The organism is Antarctobacter albus (assembly GCF_900101505.1).
Lineage (GTDB): Bacteria > Pseudomonadota > Alphaproteobacteria > Rhodobacterales > Rhodobacteraceae > Antarctobacter > Antarctobacter albus.
Window position 1 is genome coordinate 153,351 of the sequence record NZ_FMZI01000009.1, and the last position, 17,499, is coordinate 170,849.

Annotated in this window: 14 protein-coding genes; 9 read left to right on the forward strand and 5 right to left on the reverse strand. The window is 64.6% G+C overall.

Annotated elements, in window-relative coordinates; genetic code table 11:
- Window positions 1-3 precede the first annotated feature (3 nt).
- From mnmE to BLQ71_RS16810, 5 genes are read left to right on the forward strand one after another with little or no spacing between them, the layout of a single operon-like run.
- Window positions 4-1,281 (forward strand): tRNA uridine-5-carboxymethylaminomethyl(34) synthesis GTPase MnmE, encoded by a 1,278-nt coding sequence (gene mnmE / locus BLQ71_RS16790; RefSeq protein WP_074622528.1) that lies wholly within the window; start codon window positions 4-6, stop codon window positions 1,279-1,281.
- A gap of 3 nt (window positions 1,282-1,284) precedes the next feature.
- Window positions 1,285-3,162 carry a tRNA uridine-5-carboxymethylaminomethyl(34) synthesis enzyme MnmG gene (gene mnmG, locus BLQ71_RS16795; RefSeq protein WP_074622529.1) on the forward strand — a complete coding sequence of 626 codons (1,878 nt, stop codon included), beginning with the start codon at window positions 1,285-1,287 and terminating at the stop codon, window positions 3,160-3,162.
- The gene (gene rsmG, locus BLQ71_RS16800) at window positions 3,159-3,776 is read left to right on the forward strand and encodes a 16S rRNA (guanine(527)-N(7))-methyltransferase RsmG (RefSeq protein ID WP_088702353.1); all 618 of its coding nucleotides are present in this window, start codon (window positions 3,159-3,161) and stop codon (window positions 3,774-3,776) included. Before mnmG ends, rsmG begins: the two co-directional genes overlap by 4 nt.
- Window positions 3,769-4,578, forward strand: coding sequence for a ParA family protein (locus tag BLQ71_RS16805; protein WP_069211168.1), 810 nt, complete (start codon window positions 3,769-3,771; stop codon window positions 4,576-4,578). The genes rsmG and BLQ71_RS16805 overlap by 8 nt, the downstream gene beginning before the upstream one ends.
- Before the next feature lie 22 nt (window positions 4,579-4,600).
- The gene (locus BLQ71_RS16810) at window positions 4,601-5,515 is read left to right on the forward strand and encodes a ParB/RepB/Spo0J family partition protein (RefSeq protein WP_069211167.1); all 915 of its coding nucleotides are present in this window, start codon (window positions 4,601-4,603) and stop codon (window positions 5,513-5,515) included.
- Window positions 5,516-5,518: 3 nt separating this feature from the next.
- Here BLQ71_RS16810 and hemW read toward each other — a convergent pair whose 3' ends face one another.
- From hemW to rph, 3 genes are read right to left on the reverse strand one after another with little or no spacing between them, the layout of a single operon-like run.
- Window positions 5,519-6,685, reverse strand: coding sequence for a radical SAM family heme chaperone HemW (gene hemW / locus BLQ71_RS16815; protein WP_229754881.1), 1,167 nt, complete (start codon window positions 6,683-6,685; stop codon window positions 5,519-5,521).
- Complete coding sequence (rdgB, locus tag BLQ71_RS16820; protein ID WP_074622531.1) at window positions 6,675-7,292, reverse strand: RdgB/HAM1 family non-canonical purine NTP pyrophosphatase; 618 nt, start codon at window positions 7,290-7,292, stop codon at window positions 6,675-6,677. Before rdgB ends, hemW begins: the two co-directional genes overlap by 11 nt.
- Window positions 7,289-8,002 (reverse strand): ribonuclease PH, encoded by a 714-nt coding sequence (gene rph / locus BLQ71_RS16825; protein WP_043143117.1) that lies wholly within the window; start codon window positions 8,000-8,002, stop codon window positions 7,289-7,291. The genes rdgB and rph overlap by 4 nt, the downstream gene beginning before the upstream one ends.
- 112 nt (window positions 8,003-8,114) lie before the next feature.
- Between rph and hrcA the strand changes: the two genes are divergently transcribed.
- Together hrcA and BLQ71_RS16835 are read left to right on the forward strand one after the other, a co-directional pair.
- Window positions 8,115-9,179, forward strand: a complete 1,065-nt coding sequence (hrcA, locus tag BLQ71_RS16830; RefSeq protein WP_043142824.1) for a heat-inducible transcriptional repressor HrcA — start codon at window positions 8,115-8,117, stop codon at window positions 9,177-9,179.
- 11 nt (window positions 9,180-9,190) lie between these two features.
- Entirely contained in the window at window positions 9,191-9,751 is a 561-nt protein-coding gene (locus BLQ71_RS16835; RefSeq protein WP_043143115.1) for a nucleotide exchange factor GrpE, read from the forward strand.
- A 133-nt stretch (window positions 9,752-9,884) separates the two neighbouring features.
- Here the strand turns inward: BLQ71_RS16835 and mutS are convergent, their stop codons facing one another.
- A complete protein-coding gene (mutS, locus tag BLQ71_RS16840) occupies window positions 9,885-12,500 on the reverse strand; it encodes a DNA mismatch repair protein MutS (protein WP_074622532.1) in 2,616 nt (871 codons plus the stop codon).
- Between the two features lie 137 nt (window positions 12,501-12,637).
- Between mutS and BLQ71_RS16845 the strand changes: the two genes are divergently transcribed.
- The gene (locus BLQ71_RS16845; RefSeq protein WP_043142818.1) at window positions 12,638-14,893 is read left to right on the forward strand and encodes an NADP-dependent malic enzyme; all 2,256 of its coding nucleotides are present in this window, start codon (window positions 12,638-12,640) and stop codon (window positions 14,891-14,893) included.
- Between the two features lie 50 nt (window positions 14,894-14,943).
- The gene (locus BLQ71_RS16850; RefSeq protein WP_074622533.1) at window positions 14,944-15,816 is read left to right on the forward strand and encodes a ribokinase; all 873 of its coding nucleotides are present in this window, start codon (window positions 14,944-14,946) and stop codon (window positions 15,814-15,816) included.
- Here the strand turns inward: BLQ71_RS16850 and BLQ71_RS16855 are convergent.
- Window positions 15,813-17,453 (reverse strand): calcium-binding protein, encoded by a 1,641-nt coding sequence (locus tag BLQ71_RS16855; RefSeq protein WP_074622534.1) that lies wholly within the window; start codon window positions 17,451-17,453, stop codon window positions 15,813-15,815. The two genes, BLQ71_RS16850 and BLQ71_RS16855, sit on opposite strands and share 4 nt — an antisense overlap.
- Window positions 17,454-17,499 lie beyond the last annotated feature (46 nt).

A 17,499-nucleotide genomic window follows, 5' to 3' on the forward strand; every position in this document is an offset into this window, starting at 1 on the left:
GTCATGGACACGATCTTTGCCCTGGCGAGCGCGGTCGGGAAAGCGGGCGTTTCGGTTGTGCGCGTGTCCGGACCCCTTGCCTGGGCGGCAGTGGAACGGCTGGGTGGACCCCTGCCCCGCCCGCGCATGGCCTCTGTCCGGCGGTTGATTTCGGCGGGCGGGGATTTCCTGGATGAGGCTCTGATCCTGATCTTCGAGGACGGGGCGAGCTTTACCGGGGAACGCGTGGCCGAGTTCCAAGTGCATGGCAGTGTGGCCGTGGTTCAGGCGCTGTTGCGGGAGCTAGGCGAAATGCCGGGTCTGCGCGGGGCGGAACCGGGGGAATTCACCCGGCGAGCCTTGGAAAACGAGCGTCTGGACCTGAGTCAGGTCGAGGCATTGGCGGACCTGATCGACTCGGAGACCGAGCAGCAGAGACGGCAGGCCTTGAGGATGCTGACCGGGGCGCTGGGGACCCGCGTGGGAGAATGGCGCGAGAAGATCCTGCGCGCCGTGTCTTTGTTGGAAGTGACGATCGACTTTGTCGATGAAGAGGTGCCGGTGGATGTCTCGGACGAAGTTCGGGATCTCCTGCAATTTGTCAGCGAAGATATCCGGCGTGAGCTGCGCGGATTGGAATCGGCAGAGCGGGTGCGGCTGGGGTTCGAGGTGGCGATTGTTGGTCCGCCGAATGCGGGCAAGTCGACGCTGTTGAATTACCTCGCCGGTCGTGATGCGGCGATCACCTCTGACGTCGCGGGCACCACGCGGGACGTGATCGAGGTGCGTATGGATATTGGAGGCCTGGCCGTGACCCTGCTGGACACGGCCGGTCTGCGCGACTCGGATGACAGTGTCGAACAGATTGGCGTGGCGCGGGCCCGGGAACGGGCCGGTGCGGCCGACCTGAGGGTTCACCTTGTGCCCGAGGGGGACACCCCCATGCTGGCGGTTGCCGAGGGCGACATCGTCGTCACCGCAAAGGGGGACAAGGCTGGCCAGGGTGTGTCCGGACTGACGGGTCTTGGCGTACCCGAGCTTTTGTCGCGGATCGAAGCGCGTCTGGTCGAAAAGGTGCAAGGCGCCGGGCTGGCCTCGCGCGAACGGCACAGGGTTGCGCTGGCCGAGGGTCTGACCCATCTGGAACAGGCGCAGGTGCTTTTGAATGATGGTCTCGACGTGTACGATGTGACCAGCGAGGAAGTCCGTATCGCCTTGCGGGCTTTGGAACAGCTGGTGGGTCACGTGGATGTCGAACAGGTTCTTGACCAGATCTTTTCCAGCTTCTGCATTGGCAAGTGAGGAGTGTTTCACGTGAAACATGAGGCCTTTGATGTTGTCGTCGTCGGTGGCGGCCATGCTGGAACCGAGGCTTCCGCGGCCTCGGCCCGGATGGGTGCACGCACGGCGCTTGTGACCCTGCGCCTCCAAGATCTTGGGGTCATGTCCTGCAACCCGGCGATTGGTGGTTTGGGCAAGGGGCATCTTGTCCGCGAAATCGACGCGATGGACGGGATCATGGGGCGGATTGCCGATGCAGCGGGAATCCAGTTTCGCCTGTTGAACCGACGCAAGGGGCCGGCGGTGCAAGGCCCCCGTGCCCAGGCGGATCGCCGGTTATATGCCGAGGCAATGCAGGCCGAGATCGCGGGTACGGAAAACCTGCAGGTCATCGAGGGTGAAGTCGTCGACTTCCTGATGTCCGGTGGCCGCGTCGAGGGCGTAGCGCTGGCGGATGGCTCTGAGATCCGGGCGGTGTCGACGGTGCTGACAAGTGGCACCTTTCTGCGCGGAATCATTCATATCGGCGATGTTCAGAAGCCGGGTGGCCGGATGGGTGATCGCCCGTCGGTCCGTCTTGCCGATCGTATCAAAGAGATGGACCTGCCGATTGGCCGGTTGAAGACGGGGACGCCCCCGCGTCTCGACGGGCGCACCATTGACTGGAGCGGCCTCGACATGCAGCCGGGCGACGATGACCCGGTGATGTTCTCCTTCCTCTCCCCTGCCCCGCAGGCGCGGCAGATTTCCTGTGGCATCACGCATACCACGGAACGCACTCATGAAATCATCCGGGACAACCTGTCCCGCTCTGCAATGTACGGCGGGCATATCGAAGGGGTTGGCCCGCGCTATTGCCCCTCGATCGAGGACAAGGTGGTGCGGTTCGCGGACAAGACCTCTCACCAGGTTTTCCTGGAGCCGGAAGGTCTGGATGTTCCGACGATCTATCCGAACGGGATTTCGACCTCCCTGCCCCAGGATATCCAGGAGGCCTATGTCCGGAGCATTCCCGGTCTTGAACGGGTCGAGATCATGCAGCCCGGCTATGCCATCGAATATGACTATGTCGATCCCCGCGCGCTGGCGGCGACATTGCGCTTGCGTGACGTCGAGGGGCTGTACCTGGCCGGGCAGATCAACGGAACAACGGGTTATGAGGAAGCAGCCGCCCAGGGTCTTGTCGCCGGTCTGAACGCGGCGGCTCAAGCGCAAGGCCGAGAGGCGATCAAGTTCTCGCGGACGGAAAGCTATATCGGGGTGATGCTGGATGACCTGACCACGCGGGGCGTCAGCGAACCCTACCGCATGTTCACCAGCCGGGCGGAATTCCGTTTATCCTTGCGTGCGGATAACGCGGATCAGCGCCTGACGCCCAAGGCAATTGCACTTGGCACCGTGGCCGCCGGGCGGCGGAGTGCCTATGATGATAAGATGGAGCGTCTTGCGGCGGGTCGGGAGAAACTGGATGCGCTGTCGTTCAGCCCTAACCAGTTGAGATCCATCGGGATCAACGTCAACCAAGATGGCGTGGGCAGAAGCGGGTTCCAGATGCTGTCGTTTAAGGATGTTTCCCTGCAGACCCTTGTGCAGCTGGACGAGGGTCTGGGGGTTCTGGATTCGGAAACAGCCGCGCAGCTGGAGCGGGAGGCGTTGTACGCGAATTACCTGGAACGCCAGGCGCGGGACGTGGAAGTTCTCAAGAAGGATGAAGCTGTTGAAATCCCCCTGGGATTCGATTTTGAATCCCTGCAGGGTCTGTCCAACGAGTTGAAGATGAAGCTGACGCGGACACGGCCTGAAACGATTGCCCAGGCGGGTCGAATCGACGGGATGACACCGGCGGCCTTGACCTTGATTCTTGCCAAGTTGCGTCAGCATTTGCGTAAAGACGCGGTATGATCACGTCTGAAACGCTTGGCTTCGATGTTTCACGTGAAACACTGGAGCGCCTGAATCACTACTTGGCACTACTGAACAAGTGGAATCCGCGCATCAACCTGGTCGCGCGGGCCACGCTGGCAGAGGCTGTCGACCGGCATTTCGCGGATTCCGCCCAATTGGTGATGGTCCTCCCCCGGCCTTTGGGCCATTGGGTCGATATCGGCAGCGGCGGTGGTTTTCCCGGGCTTGTTGTTGCAACCCTGCTGGCGGAACGCGCGCCGGATATGTCCGTCAGCCTGATCGAATCGGACACCCGCAAGGCGACCTTCCTGCGCAGTGTCATCCGTGAAACCGGTCTTTCGGCCAAAGTCCACGCGCAGAGGATAGAGGCCTGTGCACCCCAAGAGGCGACAGTCCTTTCGGCACGTGCCCTCGCCCCTTTGCCGAAGCTGATGGAATTTGCGGCACGCCACCTTGCCCCGGGGGGGATTGCATTGTTCATGAAGGGCGAAAGCTGGGGAAAAGAGCTCGAAGACGCACGCAGCCAATGGCAATTCTCCTGCACCCCGCATACAAGTAGAACCAACCCCAACGCAGTTGTCCTGGAAATCGGAGACCTCGTCCATGTCTGATCCGACTCGCCCCCCGGGTCCGAAAATCATCGCCATCGCCAACCAGAAAGGCGGCGTGGGCAAGACCACGACGACGATCAACCTCGGGGCCGCGCTGTGCGAACAAGGGCACAAGGTTCTCGTGGTGGATCTCGATCCACAGGGGAACGCCTCGACCGGACTGGGGATCGAGCCCGAAGACCGAGAGTTGACGACCTACGATCTGCTTCTGGGCGATGTTTCCCCGGCGGACGTGATCCTCAAGACCTCGACCGATAACCTTTCCCTCATCCCCGCCACGGTGGACCTCAGCTCGGCAGATATCGAGCTGTATTCCAACGAAAAACGCAGCTTTCTGCTGCATGACGCGCTGCGTCAACCCGCACTGGATGACTTTGGATTCGACGTGATCCTGGTGGATTGTCCGCCCTCGCTGAACCTGCTGACGGTCAATGCGATGGTCGCCGCGCATTCCGTCCTGGTCCCCCTGCAAAGTGAGTTCTTTGCGCTCGAAGGCCTGTCGCAACTCATGCTGACGATCCGTGAAGTCCGCCAAAGCGCCAATCCATCGCTGCGGATCGAGGGCATCGTCCTGACGATGTACGACGCCCGCAACAACCTCTCCCAACATGTCGAGGCGGATGCGCGGGCCAACCTCGGGGACCTCGTGTTCTCGACAGTGATCCCCCGCAATGTGCGCGTTTCCGAGGCGCCCTCCTACGCGTTGCCGGTGCTGGCCTACGACACGTCTTCGAAAGGGGCGCAGGCCTATCGCGCCCTGGCCGAGGAACTGCTGAAGAAAAACGACAAACGGGCGGCCTGAACGGCGGTCAAAGAGGACGGGCATGGCAGAGAAACCCAAGAAAGACACCCGCCGCGGCCTGGGCCGCGGCCTTTCGGCACTCATGGCAGACGTGGGTCCGGCGCAGGAAACCACTCAGGCGGAAAGCCCCCGCCGGGCAGACCGCATGGTGCCGATCGAATCGCTGATCCCCAACCCGGACCAGCCCCGGCGCAGCTTTACCCAGGCCCAGCTGGATGAACTCGCCGCCTCGATCCGGACCAAGGGCGTGTTGCAACCGCTGATCGTGCGTCCCTCTCCGCATGAAGACGGCAAGTTCGAAATCGTCGCGGGTGAACGTCGCTGGCGCGCTTCGCAAATGGCGCAGCGGCATGAAATCCCGGTTCTCGTGCGGGATTTCGACGATACCGAAGTGCTCGAAGTTGCCATCATCGAGAACATCCAGCGGGCAGACCTGAACGCCATCGAAGAGGCCGCGGGCTATCGTCAGCTGATGTTCAAGTTCGGTCACACTCAGGAAAAACTGGCCGAGGCCCTGGGCAAGAGCCGCAGCCACATCGCCAACCTGATGCGCCTTTTGAACCTGCCCGAAGGCGTGCAGGAGATGGTTTCCGAGGGCCAGCTGAGCGCAGGTCACGCCCGGGCGCTGATCACGGCGACCGATCCCGACGCATTGGCAAAGACGGTCTTGGCCAAGGGCCTGTCGGTGCGCGAGACCGAGAAGCTGGCCAAGCAGATGAACCCGGAGGCCAAGCCGCGCAAGAAGGCGCCCGAGGGGGCGTTCCAGGTGGACAAGGATGCCGACACGCGCGCCCTCGAGGGGGATCTTAGCGCTGCGCTTGGCATGAAGGTGCGGATCGACCACAAGCCCGGCGATGACGCGGGGCGCCTGACGATCTCCTACGATACACTGGAACAGCTGGACGCGCTCTGCGGCTTGCTCAGCACCTCGCGCTAGGCGTCAGGGCAGGAGGGCGGCAATCACCGAGTTGAGCACAAGCCGCCCCTGCCCCGTTGCCCGCAGCATCGGGCCGTTCTGCTCGACAAGACCCAGTCCCTGCAGGTCTCGGATCGCGGCATCAGGCGCGATCCCATAGTCCAGGGCCCGCAATCTCTCAACATCTAGTCCTTCAGTCAGGCGCAACCCCATCATGAGGTATTCTCCAGCCTGATCTTCCAGGGACAGGAGATCCCGGCTTTCCAGCCCGCTCCCGGCCTCGGCCTGCTCCAGCCATTTGCCCGGCGCGGACCAGGCCACAGTGGATTGCCGCGTGGCACCGCTGCCGATTCGCCCATGTGCGCCGGGCCCGACACCCACCCAGTCGCCGTAGTGCCAATACACCAGGTTGTGCCGCGACTGCGCCCCGGGCCGGGCATGGTTGGACACCTCGTAGGCCTCGTATCCGGCGGCCTGGCACAGCTCCTGGGTCAGTTCGAACATGTCCGCCGCCAGGTCCTCTTCCGGCAGTCCACGCAGGCCCCCGGCCCGCGCCCGGTCCCAGAAGGCGGTGCCTTCCTCGACCGTCAACTGGTACAGCGACATATGATCGACGGCCATTTCCAGCGCCTCTGACAGTTCCGCGCGCCAGTCCTCAAGCGTCTGGTTCTGGCGGGCATAGATCAGGTCGAAACTGACCCGGTCAAAGACCGACCGCGCGACGCCAAAGGCCGCGCGCGCTTCGTCGACGTCGTGCAAACGTCCCAACCGCTTCAAATCCTCGGCCCGCAGGGACTGCACGCCCAGCGACACGCGGTTCACCCCGGCGCGGGCGTAGCCTTCAAAGCGCCCCGCCTCGACGGACCGCGGATTGGCCTCCAGCGTGATCTCGATGTCATTGGCAAAGGTCCACCAGTCGCGCGCCGCCTCAATCACGGCGGCCACCGTTTCCGGCGCCATCAGCGAAGGCGTTCCGCCACCGAAAAAGATCGAACTGAGCACCCGACCCTGGGTCTCGGCTCCCGCCCGGCGGATCTCCTCCGCCAATGCCCTGGCCCAACGGGCCTGGTCGATGCCCTTCACGACATGGCTGTTGAAGTCACAATAGGGGCATTTCGCCTCGCAGAACGGCCAGTGGACATAAAGCCCGAACCCGCCGATCTGCCAGTTTTCCGGGGCTTTACGCGTCAAAACATCCCGCCACGAATTTGCGGAAAGCATCCGCCCGGTGGGAAATCTTGTTCTTTTCCCAGCGGTCCATCTCGCCAAAGGTCACGTCATAGCCTTGCGGCTGAAAGATCGGGTCATAGCCATGCCCCTGCGATCCGCGCATGGGCCAGACCACCCTGCCCTCCATCACGCCGGGAAAGACCAGGTCTTCGCCATCCGGCCAGGCCAGCACCAGCGTACAGCAGAACCGCGCGGTCCAGGGTTGCGGTATACCGCTCTCCTGCAGCCGGTCATGGGTTTTTCCCATCGCCATGATGAAATCGCGGCCGCCATGCGGGGTTTCGGCCCAATCGGCGGTATAGACACCGGGCGCCTTGTCCAGGGCGTCGATCTCGATACCGCTGTCATCGGCCAGGGCCGGCAGGCCGGTGGCCTTGGCTGCGGCGTGGGCCTTGATCCGTGCGTTCTCGACAAATGTCGTCCCGGTCTCATCGGGCTCCGGCAGGCCCATCTCGGCGGCCCCCACGCAGGTCACGCCATAGGGGTCCAGCAGATGCGCGATCTCGTCCAGCTTGCCCTGGTTGTGCGTGGCCACCAGCAGCTTGTCGCCCTCGAACCGTCGGGTCATGCCACGGCGGCCCGCTGGGCTGCCACCAGTTCCGAGACGCCCTTTTCCGCCAGGTCCATCAGGCGGCCCATCTCGTCGCGGGAAAAGGTCGATCCCTCGGCGCTCATCTGCACCTCGATCAGGCGCCCGTCACCGCGCAGGATGAAATTGCCGTCGGTGCCGGCCTCGCTGTCTTCGGGGTAATCCAGGTCCAGCACCGGCTGCCCGGCGTAGATCCCGCAGCTGATGGCGGCCACTTCGGACACCAGCGGATCGGTGATCACGTCCCCGGCCTTCATCAGCTTGTTGACTGCCAGCCGCAGGGCCACCCAACCGCCGGTGATCGAGGCACAGCGCGTGCCACCATCGGCCTGGATCACGTCGCAGTCCACGGTGATCTGGCGTTCGCCCAGGGCGTTGCGGTCAACACCCGCACGCAGCGCGCGTCCGATCAGCCGCTGGATTTCCACGGTGCGGCCGCCCTGTTTGCCGGCCTGTGCCTCGCGCCGCATCCGGCTCGAGGTCGAGCGCGGCAGCATGCCGTATTCCGCTGTCACCCAGCCCTGCCCCGAGCCCTTGATAAAGGGAGGCACACGCTCCTCCAGCGAGGCGGTGCAGAGCACATGGGTGTCGCCCATGCGGATCAGGCACGATCCTTCGGCATGTTTGGTTACACCCGTTTCGATTGAAACGGCGCGCATTTCGCTTAAATCTCGTCCCGACGGTCGCATTGTCATCCCTTCCTGATGGTCACGCAGGGGATAGACAGCGGCAGCCCACGGATGCAACCCCGATTGACGTTCCGGCCAGAGGCTCTTTAATGGCGCCGCAGAGGGCAAGAAGATGAATGAGGCACGCGAACTCCTGTCCCAGATGAACGACCGCTCGCGCGAGGTATTCCGGCGCGTGGTCGAGGGATACCTGGCCAGCGGCGAACCCGTCGGGTCCCGCACGCTGACCCGTACCCTGTCGGAAAAGGTCTCGGCGGCGACGATCCGCAACGTGATGCAGGACCTGGAATACCTGGGCCTGCTGGACAGCCCACATGTGTCTGCCGGACGAATCCCGACGCAGCAGGGATTGCGGATGTTCGTCGACGGCTTGCTGGAGGTGCGCGACCTCGACGATCAGGACCGCGAGAAGCTGGATGCGACTCTGGGGCGCAACGCTGGCGATGTCTCGGGGCTGCTGGATGCGGTGGGATCGGCCCTGTCGGGGGTGACGCATGGGGCCTCGCTGGTACTGACACCCAAGCACGAGGCGCCGCTGAAACATATCGAGTTCGTCAGCCTGGCGCAGGACCGTGCGCTGGTGGTGATCGTCTTTGCCGATGGTCACGTCGAGAACCGGGTTTTCACCCCGCCGCCGGGTCTGACCCCCAGCGCGATGCGCGAGGCGGCGAATTTCACCAACGCCCTGGCCGAGGGCCGCACCCTGACCGAGTTGCGCAAGGCGATGCAGGCCGAGATTTCCAAGCGCCGTCAGGAGATCGACGGCCTGGCCGCCGCGCTGATCGATGCGGGCATCGCCGTCTGGGATGGCAGCGGCGACAGCAGCGAACGGCTGATCGTGCGCGGACGGGCGAATCTGCTCGAAGAGGATTCGGCCCAGGAGGAACTGGAACGCATCCGCAGCCTGTTCGACGACCTCGAACGCAAGCGCGACATCGCCGAGTTCCTCGAACTGACCGACGAAGGCGAAGGGGTGCGCATTTTTATCGGCTCCGAGAACAAACTTTTCTCACTTTCGGGTTCCTCTCTGGTGGTCTCTCCATATATGAACGCGGACCGAAAGATCATTGGCGCGGTGGGCGTGATCGGCCCGACCCGGCTGAACTATGGCCGGATCGTTCCGATCGTGGATTACACGGCGCAGCTGGTCGGGCGGATGATCGCCGACCGGAGTTAGAGGTGGAAGGCATGGCAGACCCGAAAAAGGATGATTTTCTCGACGATATCGACGCGGCCGAAGCCGAGGAGCAGGCCGGGTTGAACGAGGAAATCGACGATATCGCGATGGAAATTGACGCACTGCGCGCCGAGCGGGACGACTACAAGGACAAGTTCATGCGGGCGCTGGCGGATGCCGAAAACGCCCGCAAGCGCGCCGACAAGGACCGTCGCGAGGCGCAGGCCTATGGCGGCACTCGCATCGCGCGCGACCTGCTGCCGGTCTATGACAACCTCAACCGGGCGCTGACCGCGGCGCAGGAATCCGAAGGCGCCTCGACCGCGCTGGTAGAAGGCGTCGAACTGACGCTGAAAGAGCTGCTGAAGGTGTTCGAGCGTCATGGCGTGACCCGGATCACCCCCGAGGTCGGCGAGCGCTTCGACCCGCAACAGCACGAGGCCATGTTCGAGGCCCCGGTGCCGGGCACCAAGGCGGGCGAGATTATCCAGGTCTCTGCCGAGGGGTTCATGCTGTACGACCGGCTGTTGCGGCCCGCACAGGTCGGCGTCAGCTCGATGCCCGCGTCCTGAACCGGTGAATGGCGGGTTTTCCCGCCCTGCGCATCAAGACCGCGTGGCGCCGGTGGCACGCGCTGGGGGGCCAGCCCCCCAGACCCCCCGGGGCTATTTCGACCAAGAAGAAGCGCAGCCGCCGGACAGGGTGTCAGCCTTTGTCCAGCAGTGCCTTGAGATCATAAAGCGCATCCAGGGCCTGGCGTGGGCTCAGGTCGTCCAGCGTCATGTCGCGCAGCTGTTCCTCGATCTTTGACGTTTGCCGTGACACCGGCGGTTCCGATGCGCGGGCGGCGGCAGAGAAGAGCGGCAGGTCGTCGATCAGCGCCTTGGGCGAGGCGCGTTCCCGTTCGCCCTTTTCCAGCGCCTCGAGAACGTCGCGGGCGCGGGTGATGACCGCGGCAGGCAGGCCGGCCAGTTGAGCGACCTGCACGCCGTAAGAGCGGTCGGCAGCGCCTTCATGGACCTCGTGCAGGAAGATCACCTCGCCGTCCCATTCCTTGACCGCCACGGTGGCGTTCCGGACCCCGTCCAGCTTTCCCGCCAGTGCGGTAAGTTCATGATAATGCGTGGCAAACAGGCCACGGACGCGGTTGACCGCCTGCAGGTGTTCCAGCGTCGCCCAGGCGATCGACAAGCCGTCGTAGGTGGCGGTGCCACGACCGATCTCGTCGAGGATCACCAGCGCGCAGTCATCGGCCTGATTCAGGATCGTGGCCGTTTCGACCATTTCGACCATGAAGGTTGATCGTCCGCGCGCCAGGTCGTCGCTGGCGCCAACGCGGCTGAAGATCTGGCTGACCAGCCCGACGTGCGCCGATTGCGCCGGGACGTAAGAGCCGATCTGGGCCAGGAGGGCGATCAATGCGTTCTGCCGCAGGTAGGTCGATTTACCGGCCATGTTCGGCCCGGTCAGCAGGGTGACGGCCGCCCCCTGCCCGTCCGCGCTGAGATTGCAGTCATTGGCGATGAAGGGTTCGCCGGCCACGGCCAGCGCTGCCTCGACCACCGGGTGCCGTCCGCCTTCGATGGCAAAGGCGCGGCTGTCATCGACCCTTGGCAGGCACCAGTCCCGCTGCCGGGCCAGCTCCGCCAGGGCCAGCGCCAGGTCGATCTCGGCCAGGGCCAGCGCCAGGTCGGACAGCGCGGGCGCCTGGTCCATGATCTCGGCCCGCAGGTCCTCGTAGATGCGGCGCTCGATCTCCAGCGCCTCGTTGCCGGCGTTCAGGATGCGGCGTTCGAGTTCCGACAGTTCGACGGTGGTGAACCGGACCTGGTTCGCCGTGGTCTGGCGGTGGATGAAACGCTCTGACAGGGCGAACATCTTGTCCGCATGTACCGCCGTCGTCTCGATGAAATACCCCAGCACGTTGTTGTGCTTGATCTTGAGCGAGGTGACGCCGGTTTCCTGCGCGTATTCCCCCTGCATCCGGGCAATGACGCCCCTGCCCTCGTCGCGCAGCGTGCGCGCCTCGTCCAGCGCGGCGTCGAACCCCGGCGCGACAAAGCCGCCGTCGCTGACGCGCAGGCCCGGTTCTGCCACCAGCGCCTCGTCCAGCCTGTCCAGAAGCGCCTCCTGCCCGGTCAGCGCAGCGCTGGACCGGGCCACCAGGTCCGGCAAGTCGACACCCGACAGCCGGTCCGCGATCTGCCCGGCTTGCGCCAGCGCGGTGCGCACCGCTGCCAGGTCACGCGGGCCGCCCCGGTCCAGCCCCAGCCGCGACAGCGCCCGGTCGACGTCAGGCACCTCTTTCAAGGCGCCGCGCAGCATGTCGGCCATCGGTCCCTCGACGCCCCAGCGCACCGCCTCCAGCCGCTCGTGGATGACTGCCAGATCGCGTGAGGGCGAGGCGACGCGCCGTTCCAGAAGGCGCGCACCGGCGGAGGTCACGGTCATGTCGATCACCGACAGGAGAGAGCCCTTGCGCCCGCCCTGCAGGCTTTCGGTCAGTTCCAGGTTGCGCCGGGTGGCCGCGTCGATCTGCAGGATGCGGCTGACCTGCTCCTGCCGGGGCGGTCGCAGCAGCGGCAGGCGGCCTTTCTGGGTGATGTCCAGGTAATCGACAAGCGCGCCCATCGCGGACAGTTCGGCCCGGTCGAAGCTGCCGAAGCCGGTCAGCGTCTGCACCTTGAACAGCTTGCACAGCCGCCCTTCGGCGGCGCCGGATTCGAAGCTTGCGGCGCCCAGCACCGTGGGGTCGATCCCGAGGTCGCCCAGCACCTCGCGCAGGGTGTCCCCTGTCGCGTCGGAACACAGCAGTTCCGAGGGGGCCAGCCGGGCCAGTTCGGCGCCGATGCGCGCCCGGCCCAGGGGCATCACGTGAAACGCGCCGGTCGAGATATCCGCCCAGGCCAGCGCCCATTCCCCGCGCACGTGGCCAAGAGCGGCCAGGAAATTGTGCCGCCGTGCCTCCAGCAGCGAATCTTCGATCAACGTGCCCGGCGTGACCAGCCGCACCACGTCGCGTTTGACCACGGATTTCGAGCCGCGTTTCTTGGCCTCTTCGGGGGTTTCCATCTGTTCGCCCACGGCGACGCGGAATCCCTTGCGGATCAGGGTCAGCAGATAGCCTTCGGCGGCATGCACCGGAACGCCGCACATCGGGATGTCGTCCCCGGCGTGTTTGCCGCGTTTGGTCAGCGCGATGTCCAGCGCCGCGCTGGCCGCCACCGCGTCGTCGAAGAACAGTTCGTAGAAATCCCCCATGCGGTAGAACAGCAGCGCATCGGGATGGTTTGCCTTGATCTCGAGGTACTGCGCCATCATCGGCGTGACAGCGGTATCCCGTGGTGTACTCTTTCCCGCGTTGTTAGCGCTCACGTAGCTTCCCCCCGGCGATTTCGCGTGACATTAAGACGGGTAAAGAGCGGGGAAAACCGCAAATTCTGCCGGATGGAGGGGACATGTCCAAAGCCAGATTCACCCGCGAAGAGGCCCTTGCCTTTCACCTCGAACCGACGCCCGGCAAATGGGAGGTGCAGGCCACCGTCCCGATGACCACGCAGCGTGATCTCAGCCTGGCCTATTCGCCCGGTGTGGCCGTGCCTTGCGAGGATATCGCCGCGAACCCGGAACTGGCCTACGACTATACCAACAAGGGCAACCTCGTCGCCGTGATCTCGAACGGGACGGCGGTCCTGGGTCTGGGAAACCTTGGCGCCCTGGGGTCGAAGCCGGTGATGGAAGGCAAATCGGTGCTGTTCAAGCGCTTTGCCGACGTGAACAGCATCGACATCGAGCTGGACACCGAGGATCCGGACGAATTCTGCAAGGCGGTCAAGCTGATGGGGCCGACGTTCGGCGGCATCAACCTTGAGGACATCAAGGCGCCGGAATGTTTCATCATCGAGCAGCGGCTCAAGGAAGAGATGGACATTCCCGTCTTTCACGACGACCAGCACGGCACGGCGGTGATCTGCGCGGCGGGTCTGATCAATGCTCTGCACCTGTCGGGGAAAAAGATCGAGGATTGCCGAATTGTCCTGAACGGTGCCGGGGCGGCGGGGATTGCCTGCCTCGAGTTGATCAAGTCGATGGGCGCGCGGCACGAAAACTGCATCATGTGCGACACCAAGGGCGTGATCTACCAGGGCCGCACCGAGGGCATGAACCAGTGGAAATCCGCGCATGCTGTCGTGACCGAGGCGCGCTCGCTGGAGGATGCCATGAAAGGCGCCGATGTCTTCCTGGGCGTGTCGGCCAAGGGGGCGGTCACTCAGGACATGGTCGCCAGCATGGCCGACAACCCGGTGATCTTTGCCATGGCGAACCCCGACCCCGAAATCACGCCGGAGGACGCGCATGAGGTGCGGGTGGATGCCATCGTTGCCACCGGGCGCAGCGACTACCCCAACCAGGTCAACAACGTGCTGGGCTTTCCCTATCTCTTCCGGGGCGCGCTGGACATCCACGCCCGCGCCATCAACGACGAGATGAAGATCGCCTGCGCGCAGGCCCTGGCCGAACTGGCGCGCGAGGACGTGCCCGACGAGGTGGCGCTGGCCTATGGCAAGACGCTGACCTTTGGCCGCGACTACATCATTCCCACGCCCTTCGACCCCCGCCTGATCCACCGGATTCCGCCTGCCGTGGCCAAGGCGGGCATGGACACGGGCGCGGCGCGGCGGCCCATCGTCGACATGGAAGCCTATGAGCACATGCTGCAGACGCGCATGGACCCGACCGCCTCGATCCTGCGGTCGATCAACGCGCGGGCGCGGTCGGCGCAGGCGCGGATGATCTTTGCCGAGGGCGACGATCCGCGCGTGCTGCGCGCGGCGGTGATGTACCAGCGGTCCGGCCTGGGCAAGGCGCTGGTTGTCGGGCGCGACGCGGACGTGAAACAGAAACTCGAAGAGGCGGGCCTGCACGACGCGGTGCGCGAGCTGGAGGTGGTGAACGCCGCCAACACGCGCCACCTGGAGACCTACAAGACCTTTCTTTACGAGCGCCTGCAGCGGCGCGGCATGGACCGGCAGGACATCCACCGGCTTGCGGCGCGCGACCGGCATGTCTTTGCCTCGTTGATGCTGGCGCACGGGCATGGCGATGGGCTGGTCACCGGGGCAACGCGGAAATCGGCGCATGTGATGCAGCTGATCAACCATGTGTTCGACGCCGATGCGGCGCATGGGGCAGCGGGTGTCACCGCTCTCTTGCACAAGGGGCGGATCGTGATGATTGCCGATACCCTGGTGCATGAATGGCCCAACGAGGAAGACCTGGCCACCATCGCCGAACGCGCGGCGGGCGTGGCGCGGCACCTGGGGCTGGAACCGCGTGTGGCCTTTGTCAGCTTTTCGACCTTCGGTTACCCGGTGTCGGAACGGGCCGAAAAGATGCACCTGGCGCCGCGCGTGCTGGACCGGCGCGGGGTCAGTTTCGAATACGAAGGCGAGATGACCGTGGACGTGGCGCTGAACGTCAAGGCGCAGGAGCATTACCCGTTCCAGCGCCTGACCGGCCCGGCCAACATCCTGGTGGTGCCGGCGCGGCACTCGGCCTCGATCTCGGTCAAGCTGATGCAGGAGATGGCGGGGGCGACGGTGATCGGGCCGATCCTGGCCGGTGTCGACAAGTCGATCCAGATCTGTTCGACCTCGATGACCGCGAATGACATCCTGAACATGGCGGTGCTCGCCGCCGCCAAGATCAGCTAGACAGGGCAGGGGGCGGTCGCCCGGCAAGAGACCGGCATGGGAGGTGCCTGATGACGATCTTCAATCTCGGCTCTATCAACGCGGACCTGTTCTATCACGTCCCGCACCTGCCCGCTCCGGGCGAAACCCTGGCCGCGCGGTCCTTTACCCGGGGGCTGGGCGGCAAGGGCGCCAACATGTCGGTGGCCGCCGCCCGCGCGGCGGCGCGCTGCGTACACATCGGCGCGGTGGGGGCGGATGGCGCCTGGGCAGTTGACCGGCTGATGGAATATGGGGTGTATACACAGTTTATTTCGACTGTATCCGAGGACACGGGAAACGCCCTGATCGCCGTCGATGACGCCGGAGAGAACACGATCATCCTGTATCCCGGCGCCAACCATGCCATTTCGACCGATCACCTGGCAGAGGCACTGGACGGGGCAGGGGCCTCTGACATCTTCCTGACCCAGAACGAGACCAACGCCCAGCGCGCGGCGGCGGAGCTGGCCTCTGCCAAGGGGATGCGGGTGGCCTATGCGGCCGCGCCCTTTGACGCCAAGGCGGTGCAGGCGGTTCTGCCGCTTCTGGACCTTCTGTTCCTGAACGCGGTCGAGGCGCGGCAGTTGCAAGAGGCGACCGGCCTGGCGCCCGAGGCGTTGCCGGTGCGCGACGTCATCGTGACATTGGGCGGGGACGGCGCGTGCTGGCACAACACCGACACCGGGGAAACGCGCGAATTCCCGGCGGTGCCGGTCACGCCGGTGGACACGACCGGGGCAGGGGACACCTTTACCGGCTATGTCCTTGCCGGGCTGGACCGGGGCCTGCCGATGGAACAGGCCATCGGTCAGGCGATGATCGCCGGGGCGATCATGGTCACGCGCGAAGGCACGGCGGACGTGATCCCCGACCTCCGCGACGTTCAGGACTTCGGCGGTTAAAGCGCAAAGTCATCTTCTGTCAGCCCGGTCACACCGGCGACACGGATCTCGGCCTCGGCGGCCAGGTCGGCGTCGGTGTTGAACTGCACGATGCTGGATCCGGCGGCCGTCTCGATCACCCGGATCTGGTTGGCGCCAGTAAACGGCCCGGTGCCGACAAAGGTGAAGACACCGGGGATCATCGAGACCACGTTGATGATGTCGATCCCCTGTTCGAAATCCAGGATCTGGTCACGCTGGGCACCCAGACCGGCCTGGGCGGTGGTGCGGAACAGGAAGACATCCGCATCCTGTCCCCCGGTCAGGAAGTCGAGGCCAAGCCCGCCGGCCAGCTCATCCTCGCCATCGCGGCCGCGCAGGACGTCGGTGCCATCGCTGCCTTCCAGCACATCGTTGCCCGACCCGCCGTCCAGCGTGTCGTTGCCCTCGCCGCCGTCCAGTTCGTCGGCACCATCGCGACCGTTCAGCAGGTCGTTGCCGTTCTGGCCCCGCAGGGTGTCATTGCCCGCCTGGCCGCGCAGGATGTCGTTGTCATCGCCGCCTTCCAGGACGTCGTCGTCGCTGCCCCCGTCCAGCGTGTCGTCCCCGATGCCGCCATACAGGCTGTCGCTGCCCGCCTGACCGACCAGAACGTCGTTGCCATCATCCCCCGAGATCAGGTCGTCGCCCGCGTTGCCGTTGAGGGTGTCATTGTCGCTCTGTCCACGGAGGTCGTCGTCTCCGTCGCCGCCAAAGGCGATGTCGTCGCCCGATCCCGCGCTCAACGTGTCGTTGCCGCCGCGCCCGATCAGCAGGTCGTCGTCGTTGCCGCCCGACAGGAAATCGGGAAAGTTGCCGCCCTTGAGCGTGTCGTTCCCGTTGCCGCCGCTGACCGTTCCGGAAAAGTTCGCCTGGACAACCTGACCTGTGCCCATGCCGTCATAAAGATCGAAACCGTCGCCAAGGTTGACGGTGCCGGTGATCGTCCCGGTGTTGATCATGCGGTCGTTTTCATTGCTGAACTCGATCTGGGCCGACATGCCGTTCTTGCCGATGATCGTTCCGTGGTTGACGAAGACCCCCGGAAGGAAGGCGCTGCTGGTGGTGGCAAAGATGATGCGGTCCACCGCGAGTGTGCCCAGGTTGGTCAGGCGACCGCCGGAATCGGACGACAGGTCCAGTATAGAACCGCGCATCTCTCCGTAGTTCACGATGATCGCGTTCGACAGGTTGCCGCCGCCGGGCAGCAGATCGCCCAGTCGCGTTGCGCTCATCAATCCGTGATTCACCACCTGCAGGTCCACCGAGGATCGCGCGCCGGAGGGGTCGATCACGTCATCGGCGGCGATCACGCTGCCGTAGTTGTAGATGTGCAGCCGCGCCCCCGGCTCTGACGAGGGCGTATCCAGGACAAAGGCGCTGTCGATACCGGCCTGGATGGTGCCGTTGTTGACGATCTCGGCGTAAGCCGTGTTGATCTGGACCGTCCCGAAAAGATCGCCGTTGTTGAAAAGCCGCGTCTGGGTCGACGAACCATCGGCCATTTGCACCGCGACGGCGCTGGGTGTGACCTGTACACCTTCGAGAATTGTCAGTGTGTCGCCATTGGTGGCGGTCACGGTCGCGCTGGTATCGGTCGTCTGGAAAATCTGGGCCATGAAATCCTGTCCTGTCGCGTCAATGCTTGTGTCTACAACCAGACTG

Coding starts and splice junctions, on each gene's coding strand:
- mnmE (WP_074622528.1), top strand. CDS start 4: ATGGACACGATCTTTGCCCTGGCGAGCGCGGTCGGGAAAGCGGGCGTT.
- rsmG (WP_088702353.1), top strand. CDS start 3,159: ATGATCACGTCTGAAACGCTTGGCTTCGATGTTTCACGTGAAACACTG.
- BLQ71_RS16805 (WP_069211168.1), top strand. CDS start 3,769: ATGTCTGATCCGACTCGCCCCCCGGGTCCGAAAATCATCGCCATCGCC.
- BLQ71_RS16810 (WP_069211167.1), top strand. CDS start 4,601: ATGGCAGAGAAACCCAAGAAAGACACCCGCCGCGGCCTGGGCCGCGGC.
- rdgB (WP_074622531.1), bottom strand. CDS start 7,292: ATGACCCGACGGTTCGAGGGCGACAAGCTGCTGGTGGCCACGCACAAC.
- rph (WP_043143117.1), bottom strand. CDS start 8,002: ATGCGACCGTCGGGACGAGATTTAAGCGAAATGCGCGCCGTTTCAATC.
- hrcA (WP_043142824.1), top strand. CDS start 8,115: ATGAATGAGGCACGCGAACTCCTGTCCCAGATGAACGACCGCTCGCGC.
- BLQ71_RS16835 (WP_043143115.1), top strand. CDS start 9,191: ATGGCAGACCCGAAAAAGGATGATTTTCTCGACGATATCGACGCGGCC.
- mutS (WP_074622532.1), bottom strand. CDS start 12,500: ATGATGGCGCAGTACCTCGAGATCAAGGCAAACCATCCCGATGCGCTG.
- BLQ71_RS16845 (WP_043142818.1), top strand. CDS start 12,638: ATGTCCAAAGCCAGATTCACCCGCGAAGAGGCCCTTGCCTTTCACCTC.
- BLQ71_RS16850 (WP_074622533.1), top strand. CDS start 14,944: ATGACGATCTTCAATCTCGGCTCTATCAACGCGGACCTGTTCTATCAC.
- BLQ71_RS16855 (WP_074622534.1), bottom strand. CDS start 17,453: ATGGCCCAGATTTTCCAGACGACCGATACCAGCGCGACCGTGACCGCC.